This is a genomic window from Nostoc sp. LEGE 12454, assembly GCF_056620565.1.
Genome location: NZ_JBWQXL010000048.1, coordinates 1 through 26,261, shown reverse-complemented (window position 1 = coordinate 26,261; position 26,261 = coordinate 1). Strand labels below are relative to the sequence as shown.

The 26,261-nt window shown below is 42.4% G+C and carries 20 protein-coding genes; 9 read left to right on the top strand and 11 right to left on the bottom strand.

Annotated elements, in window-relative coordinates; genetic code table 11:
• Positions 1–72: 72 nt before the first annotated feature.
• The gene (locus AC1F2U_RS29230) at positions 73–783 is read left to right on the top strand and encodes a Uma2 family endonuclease (protein WP_480264323.1); all 711 of its coding nucleotides are present in this window, start codon (positions 73–75) and stop codon (positions 781–783) included.
• A 77-nt stretch (positions 784–860) separates the two neighbouring features.
• Here the strand turns inward: AC1F2U_RS29230 and AC1F2U_RS29225 are convergent, their stop codons facing one another.
• The 3 genes from AC1F2U_RS29225 to AC1F2U_RS29215 form a co-directional block, all read right to left on the bottom strand.
• Positions 861–2,852: an ATP-binding protein gene (locus tag AC1F2U_RS29225; protein WP_480264322.1), complete on the bottom strand. Its 1,992-nt coding sequence runs from the start codon at positions 2,850–2,852 to the stop codon at positions 861–863.
• Positions 2,849–4,120, bottom strand: coding sequence for a Pvc16 family protein (locus tag AC1F2U_RS29220; RefSeq protein WP_480264321.1), 1,272 nt, complete (start codon positions 4,118–4,120; stop codon positions 2,849–2,851). Before AC1F2U_RS29220 ends, AC1F2U_RS29225 begins: the two co-directional genes overlap by 4 nt.
• A 265-nt stretch (positions 4,121–4,385) precedes the next feature.
• On the bottom strand, positions 4,386–4,817 hold the full coding sequence (locus AC1F2U_RS29215; RefSeq protein ID WP_480264320.1) for an EamA family transporter: 432 nt from the start codon (positions 4,815–4,817) through the stop codon (positions 4,386–4,388).
• A gap of 404 nt (positions 4,818–5,221) precedes the next feature.
• On the opposite strand from AC1F2U_RS29215, the gene AC1F2U_RS29210 reads away from it, so the two are divergent.
• Entirely contained in the window at positions 5,222–6,961 is a 1,740-nt protein-coding gene (locus AC1F2U_RS29210) for a serine/threonine protein kinase (RefSeq protein ID WP_480264319.1), read from the top strand.
• Positions 6,962–7,136: 175 nt separating this feature from the next.
• Positions 7,137–7,268 carry a hypothetical protein gene (locus AC1F2U_RS29205; protein ID WP_480264318.1) on the top strand — a complete coding sequence of 44 codons (132 nt, stop codon included), beginning with the start codon at positions 7,137–7,139 and terminating at the stop codon, positions 7,266–7,268.
• Positions 7,269–7,302: 34 nt separating this feature from the next.
• Here the strand turns inward: AC1F2U_RS29205 and AC1F2U_RS29200 are convergent, their stop codons facing one another.
• Positions 7,303–8,901, bottom strand: a complete 1,599-nt coding sequence (locus AC1F2U_RS29200; protein ID WP_480264317.1) for a peptide ligase PGM1-related protein — start codon at positions 8,899–8,901, stop codon at positions 7,303–7,305.
• Between the two features lie 568 nt (positions 8,902–9,469).
• Between AC1F2U_RS29200 and AC1F2U_RS29195 the strand changes: the two genes are divergently transcribed.
• Positions 9,470–10,351, top strand: coding sequence for an SDR family oxidoreductase (locus AC1F2U_RS29195; protein WP_480264316.1), 882 nt, complete (start codon positions 9,470–9,472; stop codon positions 10,349–10,351).
• Between the two features lie 193 nt (positions 10,352–10,544).
• On the top strand, positions 10,545–10,802 hold the full coding sequence (locus AC1F2U_RS29190) for a hypothetical protein (protein WP_094352695.1): 258 nt from the start codon (positions 10,545–10,547) through the stop codon (positions 10,800–10,802).
• 133 nt (positions 10,803–10,935) lie between these two features.
• Here the strand turns inward: AC1F2U_RS29190 and mgtE are convergent, their stop codons facing one another.
• On the bottom strand, positions 10,936–12,336 hold the full coding sequence (gene mgtE, locus AC1F2U_RS29185; RefSeq protein WP_480264315.1) for a magnesium transporter: 1,401 nt from the start codon (positions 12,334–12,336) through the stop codon (positions 10,936–10,938).
• A gap of 1,158 nt (positions 12,337–13,494) precedes the next feature.
• Here mgtE and AC1F2U_RS29180 point away from each other — a divergent pair.
• Positions 13,495–16,530 (top strand): PA14 domain-containing protein, encoded by a 3,036-nt coding sequence (locus AC1F2U_RS29180; protein WP_480264314.1) that lies wholly within the window; start codon positions 13,495–13,497, stop codon positions 16,528–16,530.
• A gap of 107 nt (positions 16,531–16,637) precedes the next feature.
• On the opposite strand, the gene AC1F2U_RS29175 is transcribed toward AC1F2U_RS29180, so the two are convergent.
• The 4 genes from AC1F2U_RS29175 to AC1F2U_RS29160 all read right to left on the bottom strand — a co-directional run bounded on the left by AC1F2U_RS29175 (position 16,638) and on the right by AC1F2U_RS29160 (position 20,525).
• Entirely contained in the window at positions 16,638–18,188 is a 1,551-nt protein-coding gene (locus AC1F2U_RS29175) for a mercuric reductase (RefSeq protein WP_480264313.1), read from the bottom strand.
• 226 nt (positions 18,189–18,414) lie between these two features.
• Positions 18,415–18,861 carry a YybH family protein gene (locus AC1F2U_RS29170; protein ID WP_480264312.1) on the bottom strand — a complete coding sequence of 149 codons (447 nt, stop codon included), beginning with the start codon at positions 18,859–18,861 and terminating at the stop codon, positions 18,415–18,417.
• Between the two features lie 94 nt (positions 18,862–18,955).
• Entirely contained in the window at positions 18,956–19,798 is an 843-nt protein-coding gene (locus AC1F2U_RS29165; protein WP_480264311.1) for a TVP38/TMEM64 family protein, read from the bottom strand.
• Positions 19,767–20,525, bottom strand: coding sequence for a TVP38/TMEM64 family protein (locus AC1F2U_RS29160; protein WP_480264310.1), 759 nt, complete (start codon positions 20,523–20,525; stop codon positions 19,767–19,769). Before AC1F2U_RS29160 ends, AC1F2U_RS29165 begins: the two co-directional genes overlap by 32 nt.
• Positions 20,526–20,564: 39 nt before the next feature.
• Here AC1F2U_RS29160 and AC1F2U_RS29155 point away from each other — a divergent pair, with 39 nt between their 5' ends.
• The gene (locus AC1F2U_RS29155; protein WP_480264309.1) at positions 20,565–20,879 is read left to right on the top strand and encodes a hypothetical protein; all 315 of its coding nucleotides are present in this window, start codon (positions 20,565–20,567) and stop codon (positions 20,877–20,879) included.
• Here the strand turns inward: AC1F2U_RS29155 and AC1F2U_RS29150 are convergent.
• Both AC1F2U_RS29150 and AC1F2U_RS29145 read right to left on the bottom strand, forming a co-directional pair.
• On the bottom strand, positions 20,826–21,536 hold the full coding sequence (locus tag AC1F2U_RS29150; RefSeq protein ID WP_480264308.1) for a TIGR04283 family arsenosugar biosynthesis glycosyltransferase: 711 nt from the start codon (positions 21,534–21,536) through the stop codon (positions 20,826–20,828). The genes AC1F2U_RS29155 and AC1F2U_RS29150 overlap by 54 nt on opposite strands.
• Positions 21,533–21,934: a CU044_2847 family protein gene (locus tag AC1F2U_RS29145; protein ID WP_480264307.1), complete on the bottom strand. Its 402-nt coding sequence runs from the start codon at positions 21,932–21,934 to the stop codon at positions 21,533–21,535. Before AC1F2U_RS29145 ends, AC1F2U_RS29150 begins: the two co-directional genes overlap by 4 nt.
• A gap of 135 nt (positions 21,935–22,069) precedes the next feature.
• Between AC1F2U_RS29145 and AC1F2U_RS29140 the strand changes: the two genes are divergently transcribed.
• Together AC1F2U_RS29140 and AC1F2U_RS29135 are read left to right on the top strand one after the other, a co-directional pair.
• On the top strand, positions 22,070–24,964 hold the full coding sequence (locus tag AC1F2U_RS29140) for an nSTAND1 domain-containing NTPase (RefSeq protein WP_480264306.1): 2,895 nt from the start codon (positions 22,070–22,072) through the stop codon (positions 24,962–24,964).
• A gap of 425 nt (positions 24,965–25,389) precedes the next feature.
• Entirely contained in the window at positions 25,390–26,094 is a 705-nt protein-coding gene (locus AC1F2U_RS29135; RefSeq protein ID WP_480264305.1) for a Uma2 family endonuclease, read from the top strand.
• The last annotated feature ends 167 nt before the right edge of the window (positions 26,095–26,261 follow it).

The window sequence follows — 26,261 nt, the reverse complement described above, 5'->3', positions numbered from 1 at the left end:
AGACTTATAATCATAGAAAGCGGTGAATTAATTGGGTTCAGTTAGATTTATCTTGCCAAAAGAGAAATTATTATGTCTTCTGCTCAAGATTTAGGAATAATTTTAGAAGACACACCAGAAGATGTTATATTTCCTCCTGGTGATTTATACAGTGATGAACCACCTTTGGAAACAGAACTTCACTTGCGGCAAATACTGCTGTTGATTCAGTGTTTGGAATGGTTGTGGCAGGAGCGTCAAGATTTTTACGCTTGCGGTAACATGACGATTTATTACAGTCCGCGTCAGCGTAAGTCTGAGCAATTTAGAGGCCCTGATTTCTTTGTAGTTTTAAATACCCAACGCAAAACACGCAAAAGCTGGGTAGTTTGGGAAGAAGATGGCAAATATCCAAATGTGATTGTAGAGATTCTTTCTGACAAAACAGCTGCTACTGATAGAGGCTTGAAAAAGGAAATCTATCAAGATATTTGGCGGACTCCTGATTATTTTTGGTTTGATCCGGTAAGTTTAGAATTTAAAGGATTTCATTCATTAGATGGTCGTTATCAAGAACTGCAAGCAAATGAAGCAGGTTGGTTATGGAGTCAGCAATTGCAGTTATATTTGGGAGTTTATCAATCGAAGTTGCGCTTTTTTACTCCCGATGGACAACTTATGCCCACGCCAGAAGAAGTAGCACACCAAGAACAGCAACAGCGTCAACAAGCCGAACAGCAACTTGTTCAAATGGAGTCCATGCTTGCTCGCTATCGCGAAAGATTTGGTGAATTACCAGAGTAATTTTGTTTGCTATGGTAGTTGGCGTAGGTACAGCCTGCTAGCTACCACCATTTTCTACTAAGGTTAAAATTGCAAAATTACATCCATCCGCCAACTTCCGCATCAGTCAGGGGTTTCTCCAACTTACTGTATTCTGTTTGAGCCGCCCGCAATACGTGTTTCATCTGCACTGGTTCCCCGGCATCGGCAGCGAGGAAAGCGGCATTTAAGGCTATGTTACGGATATTACCCCCAGCGACATTGAGCCGTGCTAGTTGCAGGGCATCTAAGTCTGCGGTTGGGGTTTCGGCTGGAAAGACGCGTCGCCAAATCTCGGCTCGTTGTGTTGTATCGGGGAAGGGAAATTGCACCACAAAGCGAATCCGCCGTAGGAAGGCTGTATCAATTGCACTCTTCAGGTTGGTAGTTAGGACTGCTAAACCTGGGTAGCTTTCCATCCGTTGCAATAGGTAGCTAACTTCTATATTCGCATAGCGATCGCGGGCATCTTTAACTTCACTCCGTTTGCCAAATAAAGCGTCGGCTTCATCAAATAATAAAATCACTCCACCTTGTTCTGCGGCATCAAATACTCGGCGCAAATTCTTCTCTGTCTCGCCAATATATTTGCTGACTACTGATGATAGGTCAATACGATAGAGGTCGAGGCGTAATTTCTGGGCCAGTACTTCTGCTCCCAAAGTTTTACCAGTGCCGCTACTACCTGCAAATAGAGCGCTGATTCCCAATCCCCGCGCACTCTTGCCCCCAAAACCCCAATTGTTATATACAGTACTACGTTGGCGCACATGAGCCGCAATTTCCCGGAGAACTTGTTTCTGCGCCTCTGGCAATACTAAGTCATCCCAATCCCCAGATGGCTCAATCCGTTGGGCGAGTTCATCTAAGCGCGGACGTGCTTGCACGCGGCAGGCATCCCATAAAATGCTAGTGATATCGCTTTCTGGTGTTTGTGCCAACTGTCCTGCGGCTTCTGCACAAGCAGCGCGAATGGTTGCAGCACTGAGGTTAAACTGATCCACTAGGGTTTTGACTTGCCCATTCATTTGCGATGCACTCGCCCCTAGTGCATCTTGCCAAACTGCACCTTGTTCTTTGCTAGTTGGTTGATGTACGTCAAAATTAACTACTAGGCGTTGTGATAAGCCGATGCGTTCTCGACTCGTGACTATTAAAAAGCCGTTTATGCGTTCGATGAAACGAGCGATCGCATTCAGCCGCACTGTATCATTAGTATCCAGTTCGTTGCAGTCTATGAGTAAGGCACTCTTACTTAAAATCGTCTCACGAGTCCATAGGCGGATGAGATTATCCAACTCGCCTGGTGCTAAAGGAATGACTTGTGCAGGCATTACCCACAAGCTTAAACCCTGAAGCTGACAAATTGTAGCGGCAATGGCACGTTTACTAGCAGTTTCACCACTAGATAACTGGACAATTGGCAAGCTATTAACCTTGTAAGCTGACGACCAAACTGCTGCTACTCGCTCTGCTAAATCTTGGTGCGAGGGTACTAAATCGCTAACCTCTGGTAATGGCTCAATGATACCAGCTAGCCGTTCGTCAAGATATTGGATACCCGTGAGATAATGTAAAATCCGCTCGTCAATTCTCAAGGGACTGAGAGTCAGGGAATGACCATCACCAATTTGAATTAACCGCCAATGACGTAAGGGAGCATTTGGAGCGATCGCATCCCAGTGGACGTTAGGTAAAGCAGCCAAAGCTAAACCCAAAGTTGGGTAAGCTCGTTGTGAATCGTCGTGAACTATAGCACACAATTTGGCAAAATCTCCATTTAATTCCATACCTGTACACAACAGCAACAAATCGCGTTCAAAGGATGAGAGGCGAAACATTTTGCATATTCTCTCCAATGCTGATGGTGCAGGCATAGCAGCAGCAACTTCCTGTAACGCTTGCTGTAAATGCTCTTGGTGGTTCTCTTCAGGTTGATTTTGCTCTTTTGCCGTGTGATTTTCCAAAATACCACGCACTATAGCTAGAGCTGCTGATAGGTAGCGGTAGTTTGCCTCATCCCAATTGTGATTAATTGTCGTAGCATTCATAAAATTGTCACCTGTGGCGAATCATATTCCCCTAACTGATTTTTGTGAAGTGGACTTTCGGCGCCATCTACCTGCACCCGGACAATATAAGTTCCTGGTTTGACATTTTTGACCGGAATCGCGATCGCATCAGTGTCTTGGGTAGGTGGTGCAGCCAAGAAAGAGTAAGCTACCGGATTATCACCTGATACCTCATTGAGTAGCAAAACTACCCGCTGTGCCTTACCTACTTTGGGCTGGAATTTAACGGTAATTTCTGCTGCGCGTAAATTCTCACCGCTATTTTCTACTTGAGCGACGAATGCTGTAATTGTTGGATGTAAGACAAAAGCCGCTACGTTTGATTCAACTAGATGATTCGTTTGCTCTACATTGCCCATTGTTAAATGTACAACTTGCACACCCTGTATGCTTGCGTATAAATCTGGCGGGACTAACAAACTGATTTGCGTTTCTTTTACTTCTTGAGGTACTAGTAATGTTTCCGTATTACCAAAACGAACTCGTGTGATCTCACCGCGTAAACGTTTACCACGAATTACTAATGTTGTACCTGCAACAATCATTTGTTCAGTCTTGGCTGGAGCTATAACTTGCTCTATATTCGGTTGAGACAAGGGCATCATGTAAAAACTTTCAGACTTGTCATTGCTACTCTCAATCAATACCATTGATGCCAGATAGGTAGCTGAAGGTCGATAGTGTGTTTGTAAAGCAGACCATAACTTAGAAGTTTCTTCCATGTTAAAAAACTCTGGAGTCAATTTGATCTGCCCAATTTGTTCAGCTAAAGCGGATACAGACACACTTGCTACAGCTTGCGAAAAAGCACTTGAAGTATTGGTTGTAGATGCATTGATCAAAGTATTTTCAATAATATCGGATGTGATAGCTGGTGTTTTGTGTAATAAATGCATTGCATAGCCGAGTAAAAGCTCTGCCTGAAAATCCTTGGCTCCGTAGGCTGTTAGTAAGTAGTGCAGGTCAAGAGCTAGTGGTGGAGTTGGAGAGCGTGGGTTTCCATTAATCCGTGAGTGTCTGCTCCGAAATTCTTGAGATACCCAATCGACATTACGATTCTGCGTCACTTGATAGAGAAAGAGGTTGATTTGGGCACGCTCGTCAGCTTCAACTGAAATTCGATCGGGCGGTAGGGCAGTTACAATCACATCACCAACACTAGCAGCGATCGGATCGCTGACTAAACCATTTTCCAGCAAGACTTTTAGTACTGCTGTCACTGCGGCTATAGAGAGCACATTACTCATCCTGATTCCTCATGGCAATAGCACATATTAATCATGTACGCCAGAGTACATTAATGGAATATATTTTGCAAAACTTTAAGTCTTGTTGTAGCCAAGACTATCAGCACGAACGCTTAAATTTAAACCTTTATGGGACAGTAGTTTTACTTTTTTCACATCATAGATTATCAATGAAGTGAAAAAAGTATTTGCCAAAAAGGTAGGTTTTGGCGGATAAAGAAAACCGATTTCTTAATTTTGGATCGAGTCGAGCTTAATTAAGATTTTAAATGATTAAAACTAAAGTGCCGATGACTACTAACCCAGTTCCTAAAACGATCTTCCAGCTTAATGTTTCTCCCAAAAAAATGACTGAAAACAATAAAACTAGTACTAAGCTTGATTTATCGATTGGTGCAACAAGGGAAGCTTTTCCTGCTTGTAAGGCTTGGAAGTAAAAAATCCATGATAACCCTGTAGATAGTCCAGATAATAATAAGAAAATCATGGTTTTTTGGGATATAGCTGAGATATTAACTACGTTTCCCTGAAAAAATACAATCCCCCAAGCAACTACTAAGATCACAACAGTTCGGATTGCTGTTGCTAAATTAGCATTCACATTTTCTATCCCAATTTTGGCAAAGATAGTTGTCAATGCTGCAAAGCCAGCTGACAATAATGCATATATCCACCATGTTGCGGTGTTGCTTTCCATCTTAGCCTCCTGATTAGCTAGTCAAAATTAGCAGTCTAATTTAAGAAGAGTGTTAAATTCAATTACTTGTCTGTAAAGTTTGACTTGCTAGGTTCGTAGTTTGCGCTCTACCGTTTCCCTCTTTTAGTCACTCAGTACTACTGAAGCGGACGATTCTTGTCGAACTTGCGCTAACTTAATATCAGGAACAAATTTCAACTGCTATTAGGTCTAAAGTTTAAACATTTTATCAAAATTATCACATTACTTTAAGTTACTAATATGTTAAGCTGAGTATAATTAGATAAGTACTAGTAGTATATATTACTAATATTCATCTAAGTTATGAAGCAATCATATTTGTAATACTAGTATTATCTCTGAATAAAGTTAACACTTAAAGTAACTAGGATGGGTTGCCCCAGATGAAATCCCCACCTTCTTCAAATTCTTGGAATGGTCGCTTCGTAGGTGATAACCAGCGATACCGTTTAGACAGACGGTTAGGCGGGGGTGGCATGGGAGAAGTCTTCCTAGCAACGGATACCCGTGTTGGTCAACAGGTAGCGTTGAAGTTGCTCAAAGATACGCTAGTGGCATCACTGGAAATGAGAAAGCGTTTTGAGCGGGAGGTGGCAGTTTGTGCTGCTTTGCAAAGCGACCACATTGTTAAGATTAGTGATTGTGGTGTAACCCCGGAAGGTTTTCCATTTTATGTAATGGAATATTTGCGGGGACAAACGCTCAGGCAATTACTGTTGCGCGAAAAGCGGCTGTCTGTTGAGCGGACGGTGAAGATTATGGCGCAAGTTTGTAAGGGTTTACAGCTTGCCCATCAAGGAGTGACTCTCCAACGGGATGGCGGCAAAACCACTGAACATATTCAGGTAGTTCATCGCGATCTGAAGCCAGATAATATATTTTTGATACCGACAGATTTGGGAGAGTGGGTGAAGGTTTTGGATTTTGGTGTTGCCAAAATTCGTAGTGAATCTTCAGAAAATTCCAATATTACAAATATAACTAGTACATTTATCGGTACATTTCGTTACGCACCTCCCGAACAAATCCAAAGCGATCGAAACCTGGATGCTAGAGGTGATATTTACAGCTTAGGGATTATCCTTTATGAAATGCTGAGTGCAGCCGACCCCTTTGGAATCAGCATTAAGGGTAGTCATGTGAGTGAGGCTTCTTGGGTATTAGCTCACGCTTATGAGCCACCAAAACCACTGCGCGAGCAACCAGGGTGCGAGCATTTACCCGAACAATTAGAAGCCGTGGTGATGAAATGCCTCCACAAGAACCCAGCCAACCGATTTGCAACGGTAGAAGAACTAAATCGGGCTTTGCAAGCTGCTGCCAAGTTTGCCACAGAATCTAGCGTACCCGAACAAATGACTGGGCGATCGCAACCTTCTTCTAATCAAGGCTCAAATCACGAAACTGTTCCCAGACAATCGAACGACGATACTGTTATTCGTCCTCCATCTGGTTTCAATCAAGGCTCAAATCACGAAACTGTTCCCAGACAATCGAACGACGATACTGTTATTCGTCCTCCATCTGGTTTCAATCAAGGCTCAAATCACGAAACCGTTCCCAGACCATTTAACCCAGTTGAGCAAAATCAACAGAGTCCTGTGAATAATCCTAACGCCAGCAAACCTGATGTGACGTTATATCAACCACGACCAGGAGCTAATCAAGGCGGGCAACAAGTACCACCAGATAAGACCTTGTTTCAACCGCGACCAGGAGCTAATCAAGGTGGGCAACAAGTGCCACCAGATAAGACCTTGTTTCAGCCGCGACCAGGAGCTAATCAAGGTGGTCAACAAGTACCACCAGATAAGACCTTGTTTCAGCCGCGACCGGTATCTAATCAAAGTAGACCACCAGTGCAACCAGATGTGACGTTATATCAACCACGACCTGCGTCTAATCAACGCAGACCACAAGCGCGAACGGATGACACTATTTACCAACCAAAGCTAAGTGAGCAGCTAACTACGAGAATTACTCCCAATTTCTTGCGAATTGTAGGGGTGGTGTTGGCTATTGGGCTGACTTTAGCAGTAGTAACCTATATATATACTCAATTGCAATCTGGTAAACAGCCAAACAACCAGCAAAATTTACCTAACAGCGATCAGCGCATTTAGAACTAATCAGTTTTCAATACACCTCTTGCATAAATCAAAAATAAGAAAGAACCCCACCCCGCCAAAGCTACGCTTTGTCTCCCCTCCCGAAGAGCGGGGAGGGGTTGGGGGTGGGGTGTTAGGGACTTTTGCAAGAGGTCTAATCAATACGGTTCGGTTAAGTTAAGGTTTTTTGATGAAAATTATAGATCGCAAAGACGCGATAAATCATCATAAAGACGCGATAAATCGCCGTCTCTACAATATCAGTCTTTTGTATAGACGGCTATTCATCGCGTCTCCCGACTTGGGCGAATTGGCGTACTAATCATAGGGGTACACCAATCAGCATTGCTGTGCCCCTATAATTCATCCCAAACTACGGGAAAAGAATAATCTGAAAACGCCGAGAAATCACGATTTTCGCTGCGGGTTTCTTCATCCAGAACTTTGACAACTTTGTTATAAATGTCTTGTGCTTGTTGCGGTGAATCACCGATGCTGGTTAATCCCACCTTGCCAAACTGCGAAAGGCAACCCATAAGATGAAACACTGTACCCGTTTCTGTACCACTGTCAAAGTGCAGTCTGTGGTGAGCAATGATATCCATCAAATCATTCGGTAATAATCCCTGATAGCGCTCTTTTTGCAGATTATCAGTGGCAATGTAGTATTTTGGACGACCTTGTTGACTATAAAATAAACCCGTGGAAAGGTCATAGCGGCCGTTCGTTAATAATTTCAGGGTCATGAATGGATGAGTTGTACCGCCTTTACGCAGGTTAATTTCGATCGCCTGAATATCCCAGTCTCCATTACCCTTGTCAACGGCAATAAAATCTACACCAAACCGCTCTAAAGTGCCTTTCTCTGCTAGCTTTCTGCCAACTTGAAGCCCCAATTGCTGTAATTGCAATCGATATGTTTCATCAGCAGGAAACCTGCAACCAAGATAAATCTGACCGTCTGGGCCTCCGAGAATTTGGTCGTGAGTTGACAGGATTTCCACTTCGCCTTGGGGTGTGATCCGTCCTTGAACGCTGGGCGATCGCTTAATTTCCCCTTCCACAAATGCTTCAGCGAGTGCCCCTAACTCAGGCATTTTTCCCAAAAAACTATCCCAAGTTTCTTGTTTTGCTTGAAAGCGCATCGTTGATAAGCGATCGCTAATTGCTGCTATCCTTTCGGCATGAGTACCAATGTTTGGTGCTAAATTCTCAATCGGTCTAAGATCCAACAATGCATTTCCCTCTCCAGAAATGCCTTCGTTGAGTTTTACTACTACCCGTTTTAATGTTGGTTGGCGTTCCCACAAATCAACGGTACCTTCTGTCAAATCTTTGTGGTTCCAAACTTTTTCGCTGCCATCTGGATGCGGTATTCCGCTTTCTTTGAAGATTTGCCGACTGCCACTTTTTGTTCCCCAAATCTGTAAATCTGGTGCAGCAGCATACAGTGGCACACCTAATTTTAAAGACAATTCGCCTTCCCACTGCGAAGAGTTGTAGCAGATCATAAATGATTTGTCTAGCCTCAAAGATTGACGAATTCGTTCTACCAAGCGTGGGCGTTCTAAAATCTTTTGGCTCAGAGGCTTAAAAGAGGAATCATAAGTAGAAAGTAGCAGTAAGCGATTGCGAGCATGAGAAAAGGGAATTCCTGGCAACAGTTGCAGATAATAATCAATGATACTAGGATGTAGCGGTACTGATGTTACATAAATCAGTCGAGTCTGGGGATTCTGCAACCGAATTAAGGAAAATAGTAATCTTTCTTCATAATGCTCGCAGCCTTCGATTTTTTGCAGTTCGCCCTGGTCGAGACTCAAGGAGGGAATAATTAAAATATCTGCTTCACTATTGTCAAATAGTTCGCTCGTTTTCCAGCGATCGCGCAGGGTTAATTGTAACTGGCGAAACTTTTCAACCTGTTCTAACTCGGAAATATTTAATGTTGCCATAACCCTTACCCTCTAATGATCTCAATGTAGCGCACCACGTAGCCTTTTGGAAAATGTATAGTCGTCGTATCAAGATTCAGGTAGTTTTGTAAAAAATTTCCGGAAGTCCGCAAGGATCGATCGAGCTATAGCAACTCGTAAATCGCTGACTTCTTTAATTTCTTTTCCCTCTTAAGGTTGAGCTAATTGCAGCTTAGTTTACCTCTAGGGGGCGATAAAGTACAGCAATATAATAGTTAACTTGAAAGCAGATGAAAAAGATAAATTCTTCATCACATTAGAGTTGTGTACTTATTTTCACGATCGGGCGTGAGGATAAATAATGTAAGTTGCGTAGAGTCGCTGTAATAAGTAAGTTTGGCAAACATCCAGGATATAAATGCCTAAAATTACAAATGGCTAGTGAGAGTCAAAGCAAAAAATAGACCTTGGGTTGAATTTTCGATCCAAGGTTTAGTTATGAAATAGGGAATAGGAGAGATGAGAAAAATGGAGTGTAACTAATTCTCAATGCTCAATTCCCCATTTACAATGCCCCATTCAATATTCAATTACCAAGGTAAAACAGATGGCTAAATCAAAAGAACCAAAAGAGAAAAAAGAGCAAAAATTACAACCACCACAGCAACAAGAAACACCAGGTGTTGAATCAGAAATGACACCAAAACCCAAAGCAGATGATGCTCAGTATCGGGGTAGTGGTAAGTTACAAGATAAGGTAGCATTGATTACGGGTGCAGATAGTGGGATTGGTCGTGCTGTTGCGATCGCATTTGCAAAAGAAGGTGCAGATGTGGCAATCCTTTACCTTAACGAACACGATGATGCCAAAGAAACAAAACATTTAGTAGAACAACAAGGGCGTCGTGCAGTAACTATTGCAGGTGATATTGGCAATGAAACTTTTTGTCAGCAAGCTATACAGCAAACAGTTGGTGAGTTTGGCAAACTCGATATTCTGATCAACAACGCTGCTGAACAACATCCGAAAGAAAGTATTGAAGAAATCACCGAAGAACAACTAGAGCGAACTTTTCGCACTAATATCTTCTCGATGTTTTTCATGACTAAGGCTGCACTCAAGCATCTACAAGCAGGCAGTGCTATCATTAATACCACATCGGTAACAGCTTATAAAGGTAGCCCACAACTACTAGATTACTCCTCTACAAAAGGTGCGATCGTTGCTTTCACTCGCTCCTTATCAAAAAATTTGGTATCCAAAGGAATTCGGGTTAATGCTGTCGCGCCAGGGCCAATTTGGACACCTTTAATTCCCTCAACTTTTCCTGAAGAGAAAGTTGAAAATTTTGGCAAACAAGTACCAATGGAACGAGCCGGACAACCAGAAGAAGTTGCTCCTAGCTACGTATATTTAGCCTCTGATGATAGTTCTTATGTCTCTGGACAAGTGTTACACGTCAATGGTGGAGATGTTGTCAATGGTTAAGTGAAAAATTCAGTCATTAGTCATTAGTCATTGGTCATTGGTTATTCACTTTGAATAAAGGACTAATGACTAATGATAAAAAAATAATTACTTCTAATTATACCCTGATGGTCTTCCATTGGAGGGATGAGTAAATGTGGGAATATTGATAGTCTATCTAGCAGCAAACATTTAATAAATAATAACTACGTCTATGGCATCTCCTACACCATTGAATGGCAGAGAACTAGTAGATTGTGCTAGAGCAAATGCCCAGCAAGGAATTGAAACTGCTGCTTATCAATGTGGCTATGGTCAAGACCTCAACAAATTTGCCAGAGAACTTAGACAAGCTTGTGAAGACATGAATTTACAAGTGAAGGAACTTAGCGGATTGATTACTGACCAGGACATGATACTACAATTGGGTACTGGCGAAATTGTTGCTCCAGATACGGAATCAGAATTGTAAAAGTTAAGTTAGTCATTTGTCCTTTTTCCTTTGTGATTTGTAGTGTGTTATTCACTAATGACTAATACTTCTCTTCGAGAGGCTGCGCCAACGACTACGCTCAGTACAAGTGACTAATGACCAATGACTCTTTTCATAACTTTAAAATTACCCGTGCCAAATTGAAGTAAATCAAAACACCTACGACATCAACTGCTGTGGTGATGAACGGGGCTGACATTAATGCTGGATCTAAACGAAGATAGCGGAATAGAAACGGCAGTGCTGAACCGGAGATCGAAGCCAAAATAGAAATAGCTACCAAACTAGTGCCTACAGCGATCGCTACTTCTAATCGTCCTTGTAGAAAATAAGCCCAGACAGTAGCGATCGTACCTAACATTCCTCCCAATAATGCCCCAGCGATCGCTTCCCGGCCGATTACCTGCAATGCACCAAGCGATCGGATTTCATCGGTGTTCATCCCGCGAATCACCACTGTGGAAGATTGAGCGCCTACGTTACCCCCAGTACCAGTCAACAAGGGAATAAAGGCCGTCAGTGTCACCACTTTTGCTAAAAGATCCTCTTGCGACTTAATAATTGTTCCTGTGACGGTATTGGTTATAAGTAAGACCAATAACCAGACAACTCGCTTCCGAGCAATTTCCAGCAAATTCATTTGAAAATAATTGTCGCCCCCCGACTGCACACCACCACCCAAGGCATAGATATCCTCGGTGGTTTCTTGTTGCAGAATATCAATCACATCATCCACCGTAACGATACCTACTAGAAGCTGTTCTCGATCTACTACAGGCACAGCCAAAAAATCATATCTTTGGATTAATCTTGCAACTTCTTCTTGATCTGTATCAGTGTAGACAAACACCACATCACGGGTCATAATTTCGCCAATAATTTGCTCAGGCTGAGACGTTACTAATTCCCGCAACGATACAATCCCCGTCAAGCGCCTTGCCGCATCCATGACATAAAGATAATAAATCATCTCACTGGCATTAGCTAAGTTGCGAATTCGCTCCAGAGCTTGAGATACTGTAAAATTTTCTTTCAGCGAGATCAACTCTAGCGTCATTATTCGCCCAGCTGTATCAGCTTCATAACCCAATAGTTGGGCTGTAGCTTGACGTTCTGCTGGACTCAGTTGTTCTAGCAAGCGATTGACGACTTTTGCCGGTAACTCATCAAATAACCTAGCTCGGTCATCCGGCGACATTTGATCGACAATATCGCAGACTTCCTGGCTTTTAAGTTCTTCAATTAACCGTTCTTGAACACTGTAGTCGAGATATTCATAAACCTCTATCGCCTCATCCTTAGAAAGCAAGCGAAAAGCCAAAGCGTGCATCGCTTCTGGTAAACCTTCAATCGCCTCGGCAATATCCGCAGGCTGCACGGGTACGAGAATAGATTTTGCTCCCTGCAAGTCTCCTGCTTCTAGGAGCATTTGCAGTTGAGTCCGTACTAAATCTCGCAATTCCCTGCGTGAGAGATTCTGGATGGTAGAGTTTAAATTGTTTGTCTCAGTCAAAGTCCACTTTCCTCAGCCAGTTTGAACAAGGTTGCTGCCCCTAGTCTAGGGGAAAGTGGGAATGTGCAACGTCAAACTTGTAATTTTTCTGACTTCGAGTAAATTGAAAACTTTTGTAAATGAACGGAAGAGTAGGGTTTCGGACGCTGACAATTTTTTGCTTGCGGTACTTCGTAAAGCCTGCGGCATAGCAACTCTTAGAGACGCATCGCGAACGCTTAGGGCGTAGCCTCTTGTAGAGAAGAGAAACTGTCGCATAGCGATTTACAGGATAATCCACCCACAACAAGGTTATTCAAAAAGTACGATTGATTATTTCTTAAATTCCAGTAGATTGTGTTCCAATACTTGTCGGGTTTTGGGGGAAAGGGACTCATGTTAAAGGGGAAAAACTTTATATATCGAGCCTTCCAATCCTTTTCCCCTTACCCTTTTCCCTTTAACCGAGCAGTATTGGATTGTGTTCTCTAGCTTAAATGCATGAATAGTGAGGCTCTTGCAAAAGTTTTTGTTCCACTGATTTTAGGTTATTACTATATTTCTGTTGGTTTTGGTAACAAAGAGATAAAATAATAGTCAAAATGAAGTATAGATAAATATTAATTTTTCAAATCTTTAAGTATTAAAATTTTTCTTTATACAAATTTTATATAGTTAATAAATTTATAGATAAAACATATTAGATTATCCGATATTTTGGCATGTTTTATTTAAATATCATCAAAACTTTTATATTCCTTTAAAAAAGCATATATCAATATGAATATTTCAAGAAAGTTCCATACAGAAGATAGACATAACACCGCTATCTATTGTCAAATGTGTAAGAACTAAAAGAATACTTAAGTAATCTATGTAAAGTTATTGCATTTGACGAATTACGCATGTATTTTCTTTTTTAAGCACTGCTTGCCTTGCTGATATGCATCTGCACATCAGTAAAATTTAGAAGGTCTCAAGAATTCAGTAATTTCTTGAAAAAAAAGCAAAGACTAACAAAGACTAATATATTCTTCAACTAATTATTCATGATTAGTAATTACTGAATATATATCTATAAGTTAATCAATTATTAGCTTATCAGTATATTTATTTCAAGCTTCATGATGCATTCTTTGTTGGAATATTCAATGTAAAATTAATCCTGAAACACTAATTATGACATCAAATCAAAACTTATCAACATCTGTAAGTCCAGTAATTACTACTAAATCATCTCTAGAAAGTATTGACCAAAAACAAAGCAGCATTTCTGCTCGCTCTAGCCTACTCTCTCAAGGAGATGGACTCAAGGCAGAGTATTACGACAACATGGACTTCACCAACCTGAAGGTAACTCGTACAGATCCGACGGTGAACTTTAACTGGCGCGCTGGTTCTCCCGATTCGTCGATTGGTGTAGATACCTTCTCAGCGCGGTGGACAGGTCAGGTAGAAGCCAAGTACAGCGAAGCTTACAAGTTCTACACCACTGCTGATGATGGTGTGCGACTGTGGGTGAATGGTCAACAAATCATCAATCAGTTTATCGATCAACCTGCCACCGAATCCAGTGGCTCGATCGCATTGGTTGCAGGTCAAAAGTACGATATTAAACTTGAGTACTACGAAAATCAATCCAATGCCGTTTCTCAACTGCGTTGGTCAAGCACCTCTCAGGCGAAAGAAATCATTCCCCAGTCGCAACTGTATAGTAATATCAGCACAACTAGTAATGGCAACGGACTCAAAGCAGAATACTACGACAACATCGACTTCACAAACCTGAAGATAACTACTACAAATCCGACGGTGAACTTTAATTGGGGCGCTGATTCTCCCGCTCCGTCGATTGATCCAGATACCTTCTCAGCGCGGTGGACAGGTCAAGTAGAAGCCAAGTACAGCGAAACTTACAAGTTCTACACCACTGCTGATGATGGTGTGCGACTGTGGGTAAATGGTCAACAAATCATCGATAAGTTTATCGATCAACCTGCCACCGAATCCAGTGGCTCGATCGCATTGGTTGCAGGTCAGAAATACGATATTAAACTTGAGTACTACGAAAATAAAAACAATGCCGTTTCGCAACTGCGTTGGTCAAGCACCTCTCAGGCGAAGGAAATCATTCCTCAGTCTCAACTTTATTCACCAGTTCTTCCGACCACTATCACCTTAGGATCGTCTTCGATGACTGTGAACGAAGGCAGTGATAGTGTTACCGTTAAAATACTTAGAAGTGGAGATTTAAGTAGTACATCTTCAATTAAGTATGCGACTATAGCTAATACTGCTACAAAAGGAGTTGACTATGGGAGTGAAGGCGTTGAAAGTGCTGGAATACTTACTTTTGCGCCGGGACAAAGCAGCACGCAGGTATCCATTCCGATCAATGATGATTCCTTGATAGAAGGAGATGAAACCTTTAATTTTGTCATCGATCAGGCAGAAGGGGCAACACTAGGACTCCAAAGAACTCTCGCAGTTACGATTCAAGACAACGATCGCTCTGGACTCGATTTCAGTCAGCCAGTAGTTAATGAGGGTGACGGTACTGCTAAGGTGATAGTTACACGGGGCAACGCTTCGGCGGCTGCTAGCGTCAATTACATAACCCAAGATGGGACTGCTAAAGCTGGATCTGACTACCAGGCTGTATCTGGAAGCTTGAGTTTTGCAGCCGGACAAACCAGCAACACCATTGTTATCCCCATTCTTAATGACAACGTTGGGGAATCAAATGAAACATTTGCTTTGAAGTTCAGTAACGCAGTTGGAGTGCAGCTAACTAATCAACAGACAAGTATCAGTATTATTGATAATGACTCTGGTAACTTTGCTTTAGATACGGTAGCTTCTGGTTTGAATCAACCCACAGCTTTTGAATGGGCACCTGATGGTAACAGCATGTTCATTGCCCAGAAAAATGGGGTAGTGCGAGTCATGAAAAACGGTACCTTATTATCAACACCATTTACTGATATTCGCGGACAGGTAAATGATACGCGCGATCGCGGTTTGTTAGGCATTACCGTACATCCAGATTTTGGCAAAAGTCCAAACGGCAAAAACTATGTTTACCTGTTGTATACCTACGATCCACCAGAAACTAATACAAGCAATTCTAAGAACAATCCCAATAGTACATTGGACGATCCCGACCAGAATGGGAATCGGACTGCGCGGCTAAGTCGCTTTACAGCTGACCCCAACACTAATTACACTACTGCGATCGCTGGCAGCGAAGTTGTGCTGCTAGGCACAAATGGCACTTGGGGAAATATTAACAAACCGGATGGAAATAGTACAAATGTCTCACTTGGCTATGCACCATCAGGAATTCTCAACAAAGATACTGGTAAGCCGTTTACCAGCTTGCAGGATTATCTCAATAATCTTGATAAAGTCCAAAATGTCCAGAATTTTATAGCCAATGATAGTGAATCTCACTCAGTTGGTTCTGTGCGCTTTGGTACTGATGGTTCTCTGTTTGTTAGCTTAGGAGATGGTACTTCCTACAATGGCATAGACCCGCGAGCAATTCGCGTTCAGGATGTTAATAATCTGTCCGGTAAGATCCTGCGGATTGACCCGATTACTGGTCAAGGCTTATCGAGTAATCCTTTCTACAATGGCGATCTCAATAGCAATAGTTCCAAAGTTTATAGCTTAGGTCTGCGTAACCCCTTCCGTTTCACAATTGATAAAAAGACCAATACCCCCGTAGTTGGTGATGTTGGCTTCGTGACTTGGGAAGAAGTCAATGTCGCAAAACCAGGATCGAACTTTGGCTGGCCGTTCTATGAAGGAGGACTTGATGCCAATGGCAATACTACCAGTCTGAAACAATCAGGCTATTCTAATCTAGATGCAGCGAAAGCTTTCTATAGTAGCGGTAAAACTGTTACAGCACCAGTTTACACCTACAAGCATACTGGTAGTTCTAATTCGATCGTCATGGGTGACTTTTACACAGGTAATACTTTCCCTTCAATCTATCAAGGTGCTTTATTCGTTGGTGATTTCAGCCAGGGAACTATCGATGCTTTGACTTTCGATAGTCAGGGTAAATTTGTCTCAGTTAAGCGGTTTGCTTCCCAAGCAGATAGACCTAATTTAGGGTTAACTGCACAAATCACCACTGGCCCGGATGGTAATCTGTATTACGCAAACTTGACCGGCGGCGAGATCGATCGCTTCCGACCTGTTTAGAGATCGAGACGCTTGGGTTAAGAATAATAGTAGGTTGGGTTGAGCAACGGCGAAACCCAACAAAGCCTTGACGTAGGTTGGGTTTCGTCCCTCAACCCAACCTACGGTCAAGATAACTTTGTCAGAAATCCCAACAATTTTTTGGTATTTGATGTTAAAAGCGTTCGACGATAAGCATCAGCTGCTTTTTTAATCGCTTCGGCTTGAGTGGGATAAGGATGAATTACACTGCTTAACTTGCTCAAACCAATCTTATTCACCATTGCCGTAGTCACTTCTGAAATCATCTCACCCGCGTGACTGGCGACAATAGTTGCACCGATAATTTCATCAGACCCCTTTTTATGGTGGATTTTGAGAAATCCTAACTCTTCACCATCGGCGATCGCTCGATCTACACTATTAAAAGGTATGTTGATGGTTGTCACCTCAATACCCAATTTCTGCGCCTCGTGTTCGTACAAACCTACGTGAGCAATTTCTGGGTCAGTATAAGTTACCCAAGGCATCACCAGACTACTGAGTTTCGAGCGTCCTATGCCAAAGGGAGAAAACAGGGTATTTTTAATTACAATCCGCGCCGCAGCATCAGCAGCATGGGTAAACTTCCAGTTCATGCAGATATCGCCAGCTGCATAAATTTTGGGATTGGTCGTTTGGAGGTAATCATTTACCTTTACGCCTTGGTGCTTGTCATATTCTACACCCACAGCTTCTAAATTTAGATTTTCGACATTTGGCGATCGCCCCGCACCAACTAAAATTTCATCGACTGTCACCGAATCTCGATGACCGTTGGAGGAAAAGTAAAGGCGTTTCCCTTCGGTGACAGTTACCACTTCCTCCAACTTGGAATCGAGTACTACGCGAATTCCTTCGTTAATCAAAACCTTTTGGAGAATTTTAGCGGCTTCAGCGTCTTCTTTATTCAGGAGATGAAAACCGCTATGGAAAAGCACCACCTCACAACCCAAACGCCGGAAAGCTTGCGCCAATTCGCAACCAATGGGCCCGCCACCAATCACCGCCAAACGTTCCGGTCGTTGAATTAAGGAAAAAACCGTCTCATTGGTTAGATAACCCGCCTGTTCAATTCCCGGAATCGACAGTTGTGCGGCTCTTGCGCCAGTCGCAATTACAGCTTTTTTAAACTTGAGGGTTTTGTCGCCAACTTCTACGGTATTTTTACTTGCAAAGCGACCGCTACCCAAAAAGACATCAACACCCAAGTTTTGAAACCGCTCCGCCGAATCATTAGGGCTGATACCAGCTCTTATCCGCCGCATCCTGGCCATAACTTTGGGAAAATCAACATCAATATTATGTTGGGGAATATTAACTCCCAAGTCTTTAGCATCCCAGATTTCGCCAACGACGCGGGCAGACCGAATAATAGTTTTAGATGGTACGCAACCAACATTTAAGCAATCTCCACCCATGAGATGCTTTTCAATCAACGCCACCTTTAAACCCAAATCCAGACCCGCAGCACCCGCAGCCACGACTAATCCCGCCGTACCAGCACCAATTACTACCAAGTCGTAAACATCGGCGGGTTGAGGATTAACCCAATTTGGCGGATGGACGTAAGATACCAACTTTTGGTTATACTCGTCTATTGGGCGAACTGTGACTCTCTCTAAATCTGAATTGGTCATTGGCAAAACCTCTTTTAAAATTAAGAATCCCGATTAATTTAGGCGGCTCAGTCTTTTATTTTTATACTTGTTTAATAATTGGACTTTGGACAAAATTAATTATTTGTTGGCGCATCCAATTCAGGCAGTAACCGCCGAACGATTGAATTGACGCGGCGCGAAACCGCAACCAAGCCCGATAAAAATTAACGGACAATGCGAGCGTATCTTAATGATTCACGAAGCCCTACGGCTTGAGATTAAGCGACGCTTTGCCTGTCTCCGGGTCGAAAGGCACTGATTGATGCTCATGCACAATCATCCACTTGGCATCAATCTCACGCAAGCAAACAGTCGCCCGTACCCACATTTCGACTTTCCCTCCGTCTGTCAGTGTTCCGCTCACACGATAGAGGTAATGGCAGAAAGCCACCGTTTCGCCCGTCATGATGCTCAGGTCTAGAATCTCATAGCCGATTGAGCCTTGAAACGAAGAAACCCATTTCTGGGCGCGTTCTCTAACCGTATCTACTCCGATATATTGCAGTGGATTAATGATATCGAAGGACAGAATATCCGGCGCGTGATTGGACAAAAGCGCGTTGATGTCCTTGTTGCCTACTGCTTTGACGCGCTCCTCGATTATCGTGCGAATTTGAACTTCATCATTTGGTTTACTATTTTCAGTTGTCATATTATTTTCCTTTGTTCAATTGTTATCCCATTTTCCGCAATTTATTTTGTAATATACGAAGATTACCAAAGATAGCGAGGGCATCTGTCCACCCTTACAATTCCTCTTCTAAAGCTTTCCGCGCAATCCGGGTTACATAAACTGTAACGGCGACTGTCGCAATCAAACCCAAGATGCGAATTGCCCATTGTAAAGTCGGGTTGGTAGGTTGAGTCTCAGTCCCAATCATGGCCAGATTACCTGCAAGGGAACCAATATAAACGTACATAATGGTTCCGGGAATCATGCCTAGAGAGCCGATGAAGTAATCTTTAAGTGAAACTCCTGTGATGCCAAAGGCATAGTTGAGCAAATTGAAAGGAAATATCGGGGACAATCGCGTTAACAGGACAATTTTTAATCCTTCTCTACCAACCGCTTGGTCAATGGCGGCAAATTTTTTGTTATCTGCGATTTTACCAGCAACCCAACCCCTTGCTAAATAACGTCCCACAAGGAAAGCAGCAGTAGCGCCAAGGGTTGCACCGATAAACACGTAAAGAGAACCCCAAACTGCACCAAAAATCACACCAGCCCCCAAAGTGAGAATAGAACCTGGGAAAAAAGCAACGGTAGCGATAATGTAAAGGGCAATAAAAGCTATAGCTCCCATCGCACCCAAGCTATCAATCCACTGTAAGGCTTCGCGTAAAATTGCTTGGGGATTAAAAGAATTTGAATTTGCCGATTCTTGTGCTAAAGCTGGGTCTGTATTTAATGAGAAACTACTTGCCAATATTAGTAATATTAATGTGCAGAGGCTAAAAAACTTTTGGAAATTTCTGGCATCAATACTTTTAACACTTCGGCTTCGCTCAGTGTTAAAGCCGAGCGGAGTCGTTCGCGTAGCGTCTCGCAGAGAGGCTTTAAATATCTGAATGATTGTTAGTTTTTTCATGAGTTGTGATTTCTTCTACTGCCACACTTTGAGCTAATGCTTTCTGAGCAACTTTTGTGATATATACAGTTACAGCAACGGTAGCAATCAACCCAACTACTCGCATTATCCATTGCCAAACTTTAGTCTCTGGAGTAATTGGTTGATGAGAAATGTTAATCATGGCAAGATTCCCAGCTAAAGAACCAATATAAACGTACATCACAGTACCGGGAATAATACCGAAGGAACCTAATATATAGTCTTTGAGAGAAACCTGTGTTATCCCAAAAGCATAATTTAATAAATTGAATGGAAAGACAGGTGAAAGACGAGTTAGCAAAACAATTTTCCATCCTTCTTTGGAAACTGCTAAATCAATCGCTTTAAATTTAGGGTGTTTTTCCATTTGTTGAGAAACCCAATCCCGCGACAGGTAGCGTCCAATGATAAAAGCCAAGGTTGCTCCAATTGTTGCAGCAATTAGCACATATATTGATCCCCAAAATACACCAAACAGACAACCACCTTTGAGGGTTAGAAGAGAACCCGGTATAAATAGTAATGTTGCTAAGTTGAAAATAACTATGTAGGCAATAGGCCCTAAAGTACCAAGACTGTGAACCCAAATGACTGAAGTCTGTAAAAGTCCCTGAAAGTTTAACTGTTTAGCAGCAATTATTAGAGTGACAATCAGGCAACTTAGCAGTAGTAGTTTGAGTTTGGAATTGAATAAACGCTTGTTCATTTTTATAAGTTTCACCCTCAGAGGCTCGATGTTGACCTTTTGAAGCTCAATGTTGACCTTTTGAAGCTCAATGTTGACCTTCTGAGGCTCAATGTTGACCTTCTGAGGCTCAATGTTGACCTTCTGAGGCTCGACGTTGACCTTCTGAGGCTCGATGTTGACCTTTTGAGGCTCAATGTTGACCTTCTGAGGCTCAATGTTGACCTTCTGAAGCTCGACGTTGACCTTCTGAAGCTCAACTTTAAAATTTACACCTCAAATCCAATGCCCCTAAGATATACCACCTACATGAGAAACAGCTTAAAGCCTCTTAAATTTTTCTCGGCGATACCAGCTACAAATTCGCTCAGGTGAAACGCCGAGCAAATAAGCAATAATTACTATTTGATTAAGTAGCGTAGTTTTGAATACTCCCTTTTGCAACCATCTACGGGCTGAGGTGACAACTGGTGTGGGAATAATTACAACACGTCCGATGCGTTTTAGACGACGCATCAGTTCAAAGTCTTCCATGATAGGCAATTCGGGAAAACCGCCTATTTGCTGAAATACTTCCTTTGTTAAAAAAATTGCTTGGTCGCCATAAGGCATTTGATAAAAATGCGATCGCACATTTACTCCCCACTCTACCCATCGTAAACTTAAAAGTGAGGCATCAATCCGCAACTTAAAAGCACCAGCCACAATCCCAGGCTGTTGTAGTGCCGTGCGAATCATCTCATCAAACCCAGTTGGGAAACGGGTATCTGCATGGAGAAATAACAAAATCTCACCACTTGCCGCTACAGCACCCGCGTTCATTTGCACAGCACGACCGGGAGATGATGAGATAACTTTGACATTTAAAGACTGAGCGATCGCTACAGTATCATCACTAGAGCCACCATCGACTACAATGACTTCTACATTTAGATTGGCTTGAGTAGTAGCAATGGCTTTTTTAATATTCCCCGCTTCATTAATAGCCGGAATAATAATCGAAATTTTGGCTGCGTCAATACTCTCACTCATGATTGCTGAGTTTTCTTTTCCGATTGGTCAGGAAATGAACACTCTACCGTTATCTTAAGATTACTTTCAGCCGTGCCTTTAGTCACGTAAGGTATACCTGCTTCACCGCCAACTTTGATGCCAAATTCAAGAGTGACTTTATCAATATTAGCAACAGGGATTTTCTTAAAAGCATTCAGTGAATAAACAGTGTAAGCCCGAATTGTACCTTCAATTGCTTGGAAATTTTGGACTATCTGTTTTTGTGCAGCGTCAGCATTCCATCCCTTATCAATGAGTGCTTCTTCCTCTCCCTCTGGGGAAACTTCGGTAATGACTGGTGGTGCATCTATATTATCTGTAGCCTCAATGTAAATAATAGTGCCATCTTCTAACTGAATAGGTGTGAGTTGAGTCATGGGATAAATCTCGCCTAAAAGAATTGCGTCTAGGGTAGCCCAGCGGTGCTTATCTACAAAATTTTACGGAAAATGCGGTAAATTTCTTGTAGAGGCTGGAAATAATTCGGCACAACTATCATAGGGCTTTGCAGGATGAGTCGAGACGCTTTGGTGGTGGGAATTAATACGTATGACCGCTTAAAGAGTCTCAACGCACCAGCTGCCGATGGTGAAGCGATCGCTCAAATCTTACAACAATATGGGGAATTTCGGGTAACGCGGCTACCAGCAGTCAAAGACAAGGAAAATGAGACGATTCGCATTGGCAAGCAAACTAAAGTTAGTTTAACTCAGTTAGAAAGAGCGATCGTCCAATTGTTTAAGCCAGATGGGAAGCCGCCAGACACAGCACTGTTGTATTTTTCTGGTCATGGATTGCGGAAAAATTTAGGAATTCAGGAAGGCTTTTTAGCGACGAGTGAAGTCAACCCTGACGCGGGTAATTGGGGATTATCTTTGCAATGGCTGCGGCGACTGCTGCAAGAAAGTGAAGTCAGACAACAAATTGTGATTTTGGATTGCTGCTATAGCGGAGAAGTGCTAAATTTTGCAGAGGCAGATCCAGGCGATCGCGGTAAAGGCAGAGACAGGTGTTTTATTGCGGCTTCTCGTGATTTTGAAGTAGCTTTTGAAGAGATTAACAGCCAACACAGCGTTCTCACCGCCGCACTGCTGAAAGGTTTGGAACCAAAACAAGACCGTTGGGTGAGTAACTACACTTTAGTAGACTTGCTCAATCAAGAACATCATCCCTTTCCCCAGCGTCCCATATTTGCTAACTCTGGTGAAGCAATTAATCTCACCCGCAAATGGAATTCCTCTGTTGTTAACTCCACAGTACAGGTATCAGCTATTTGTCCTTACAAAGGGTTGTCTTATTTTGATTGCACAGAAGCAGATGCCAACTTATTTTATGGCAGAACAGCGTTAACCGACGAATTATTAGAAAAAGTGCGATCGGGTAATTTCCTCGCTGTCTTGGGAGCATCAGGAAGTGGTAAATCTAGTGTTGTCAGAGCCGGTTTACTTTATCAATTAAAGTTAGGACGTAGGTTATCAGGTAGCGATACTTGGCAGTTGAAAATATTTCGACCAGGGATTAACCCCTTACAAAATTTAGCACTGGCATTTGTAGAATCAGAATTATCAGATATTGAACGCGCATCACAATTAGCAAAAGCAGAAGAATTAATTGCCAAAGGCGCAGTTGCTTTAGGACAGTTGATTACTGCTGCACAAACTCAGCGCGTAGTGCTAGTGGTAGACCAATTTGAGGAAGCTTTTACTCAATGTCAAGACATTACAAAACGACAGCAGTTTTTTGAATGTGTGCTAGGTGCTTTGCAACGTGATGACAATAAACTCTGCCTAATAATCACAATGCGGGCTGATTTTTTTGGCAAATGTCTGGAACAAGAGTATGGCAGACTAGCTAAGAAAATTCAAGAGCATTTAGTAACAGTAACACCGATGAATCGGGAGGAATTAGAAACAGCAATTATCAAACCAGCTGAACTGGTGAACTTAGAAGTAGAACCGGAATTAATTTCTCAAATGATTGCAGATGTAGAAAATTCACCAGGTAGTTTACCATTGTTGCAGTACACACTGACAGAACTATGGCAGCAAAGAACTCAAGAACGGTTAACCCTGACTACCTATAGCAAACTAGGTGGAGTTAGAGGAACCCTGCAAAAACGTGCTACAGAAGTTTATGAGTCATTATCACTTGAGGAACAGCAAGCAACAAAGCGGATTTTTTTAGAATTGACGCAGTTGGGAGAAGGAACAGAAGATACGCGTAGACAAGTTGTGCAACGAGATTTAGTTAGTTCGCAGTATTCAGAAGCTTTGATTAATAGAATAATTCAACAGTTAGCTGATGAGAAGCTAGTTGTCACCAGTACCTTATCTAATCAAATTGCTGTGGTAGATGTGGCACATGAAGCACTGATTCGCCATTGGTTGCTATTACGCAAATGGATTGAGGAAAGTCGGAATATACTGCGACAAAAACGGAAAATTGAAGCGGTAGCTATTGAATGGCGAGATAGGAGAAAGGCGAAAGATTATCTCCTTCAGGGCAAGCGGTTGAGAGAAGCAAAAGATTTTCATAAACAACAAACTGAGAACTTAAGATTATCTGACCTAGCTGCTGAGTTTATTCAAACTAGTGTCAGACAAACGCGGAATAATCGCTTTATATCCGTTGGGTTTTTGTTAATTATTCCGATGGTTGCGTCAGTAGTTCTAGGTATTGTAATTGAAAAACAAATTAGGATAAGCCAACTTTGGCAGCAATTCGATGCTGTTAAGGGAAAGGAGTATAGTCGAGTAAGAATTCAAGCATTGGAAAAGCTGGTACAAGCTGGTGAAAGCTTAACTAAGAAAGATTTCAGCGGTGTCGACCTCAGCGGTGCCGACCTCAGCGGTGCCGACCTCAGCGGTGCCTACCTCATCAATGCCAACCTCAGCGGTGCCAACCTCATCAATGCCAACCTCAACGGTGCCAACCTCATCAATGCCAACCTCAACGATGCCAACCTCAGGAGTGCCAACCTCAACGGTGCCTACCTCAATAGTGCCAACCTCAGGAGTGCCAACCTCAGTGGTGCCAACCTCAGTGGTGCCGACCTCAGCTATGACTACCTCAGCAGAATCCTTGTCGAACTCAGCTATGACTACCTCAGCAGAATCCGTACCGACCTCAGGAGTGCCAACCTCAGGAGCATTATTGCCAACCTCAGCAGAATCATTGCCGACCTCAAAGGTGCCGACCTCAGCTATGACTCCCTCGGTGGTGCCGACCTCAGCGGTGCCAACCTCAGGAGTGCCAACCTTCGCGGTGCCAACCTCAGGAGTGCCAACCTCCGCGATGCCAAAGACCTAACTCCTGAGCAAGTTAAATCTGCTAAAAATTTGGATAAGGCTAAATATGACAAAGATTTTCGTGGCAAGCTTGGTTTACCACCAGAACCAGCTAAGTGAATACTTTGGGTTGCGTTTTTACTTCTACCCAATCCCGCAATGCAACTTTCCGCAAACTTTTTCTACATCATTAATTCGACTAAAAGTAGTTATTTTGCGGTCTTCTTTGCGTCTATGAGCAAAACAAAAAGATTTATTTGTCATAGCGAGCAAGGATCGGAGATTGCATCGCTGGCAATGAGTTTTTATAATTAAGCGATCGCAGTAAACAAAAACATTTCTCGGCAGTCATCACCACAACCGCGTCAATGTTTGAGAAGGTGAATTATGTGCAACCTGAGTTACCCTTAAATCAATGGGGACAAATGAGCTGTGAAACTAATCAAACACAGGCGGTTAAACTATATCGAAAAGCATTGCTTTCATCAAAATGGTTAACCGTTTACTGATGACTGTTAACTGATAACTGTCAACCACCAAGTATTATGTATAATTACAATCCTTTAGAATGCCTACCTTCATCGGCGGAATTACCAGATTCTGATGATACCCCTGTGGATAACGAACTACAAATATTAATTCCTAATTTATTGTTAGCCATCTTAGCCTCGATTTGGCAAACCCGTGATGACTGGTTTTTCGGTATCAACATGGGAATTTACTATACACCATTACAACCAGCTATAGTCCCTGATGGGTTTTTGAGTTTAGGTGTTGAACGTTTTGTTGGAGAAAACGGACGTTCTAGTTACGTTTTCTGGGAAGAAGAAGGGATTACGCCCATTTTAGCTTTAGAAGTTGTTTCTCAAACCTACAACGGCGAATATGAACAAAAGAAAATAGATTATGCCCAATTAGGCATTTTATATTACGTCATTTATGCACCAACGCGGCTACGTCGTAAGCGTCAACGTTTAGAAGTTTATCGCTTAGTTGAAGGTAAGTACACTTTACAACTCGGCGATAAAATTTGGATGCCAGAAATTGGTTTAGGGATTGGACGAGAACAGGGTACTTATCAAGGAAGAACACGAGAATGGCTATTTTGGTATGATCAAGATGGTAACAGATACCCAACTCCAGAAGAGGTAAACGCACAACAGCAACAACAGCTAGAACAAACTCAGCAGCAGCTTCAAGAACTTTTAGCCAGATTACAACAACAAGGAATTGACCCAAATTTACTATGAACTACCCCAGGCTCAAGCTTTTGCACAGCTAGAGGTAGTTCATTAGACCTCTTGCAAAAGTCGCTCAGGAAGATTTTATTTTGGGGAGACAAAGCTCATAATTGTAGAGAGCAGCAATCAGATTAAACCTTAAACTAAATCTTTTTCGGCGATTTCTATAAGTAAGG

Bases quoted from the DNA above. Each gene is read 5' to 3' on its own strand.
- AC1F2U_RS29230 (WP_480264323.1), top strand. From the start codon at position 73: ATGTCTTCTGCTCAAGATTTAGGAATAATTTTAGAAGACACACCAGAA.
- AC1F2U_RS29225 (WP_480264322.1), bottom strand. From the start codon at position 2,852: ATGAATGCTACGACAATTAATCACAATTGGGATGAGGCAAACTACCGC.
- AC1F2U_RS29220 (WP_480264321.1), bottom strand. From the start codon at position 4,120: ATGAGTAATGTGCTCTCTATAGCCGCAGTGACAGCAGTACTAAAAGTC.
- AC1F2U_RS29215 (WP_480264320.1), bottom strand. From the start codon at position 4,817: ATGGAAAGCAACACCGCAACATGGTGGATATATGCATTATTGTCAGCT.
- AC1F2U_RS29210 (WP_480264319.1), top strand. From the start codon at position 5,222: ATGAAATCCCCACCTTCTTCAAATTCTTGGAATGGTCGCTTCGTAGGT.
- AC1F2U_RS29205 (WP_480264318.1), top strand. From the start codon at position 7,137: ATGAAAATTATAGATCGCAAAGACGCGATAAATCATCATAAAGACGCG.
- AC1F2U_RS29200 (WP_480264317.1), bottom strand. From the start codon at position 8,901: ATGGCAACATTAAATATTTCCGAGTTAGAACAGGTTGAAAAGTTTCGC.
- AC1F2U_RS29195 (WP_480264316.1), top strand. From the start codon at position 9,470: ATGGCTAAATCAAAAGAACCAAAAGAGAAAAAAGAGCAAAAATTACAA.
- AC1F2U_RS29190 (WP_094352695.1), top strand. From the start codon at position 10,545: ATGGCATCTCCTACACCATTGAATGGCAGAGAACTAGTAGATTGTGCT.
- AC1F2U_RS29180 (WP_480264314.1), top strand. From the start codon at position 13,495: ATGACATCAAATCAAAACTTATCAACATCTGTAAGTCCAGTAATTACT.
- AC1F2U_RS29175 (WP_480264313.1), bottom strand. From the start codon at position 18,188: ATGACCAATTCAGATTTAGAGAGAGTCACAGTTCGCCCAATAGACGAG.
- AC1F2U_RS29170 (WP_480264312.1), bottom strand. From the start codon at position 18,861: ATGACAACTGAAAATAGTAAACCAAATGATGAAGTTCAAATTCGCACG.
- AC1F2U_RS29165 (WP_480264311.1), bottom strand. From the start codon at position 19,798: ATGAAAAAACTAACAATCATTCAGATATTTAAAGCCTCTCTGCGAGAC.
- AC1F2U_RS29160 (WP_480264310.1), bottom strand. From the start codon at position 20,525: ATGAACAAGCGTTTATTCAATTCCAAACTCAAACTACTACTGCTAAGT.
- AC1F2U_RS29150 (WP_480264308.1), bottom strand. From the start codon at position 21,536: ATGAGTGAGAGTATTGACGCAGCCAAAATTTCGATTATTATTCCGGCT.
- AC1F2U_RS29145 (WP_480264307.1), bottom strand. From the start codon at position 21,934: ATGACTCAACTCACACCTATTCAGTTAGAAGATGGCACTATTATTTAC.
- AC1F2U_RS29140 (WP_480264306.1), top strand. From the start codon at position 22,070: ATGAGTCGAGACGCTTTGGTGGTGGGAATTAATACGTATGACCGCTTA.
- AC1F2U_RS29135 (WP_480264305.1), top strand. From the start codon at position 25,390: ATGTATAATTACAATCCTTTAGAATGCCTACCTTCATCGGCGGAATTA.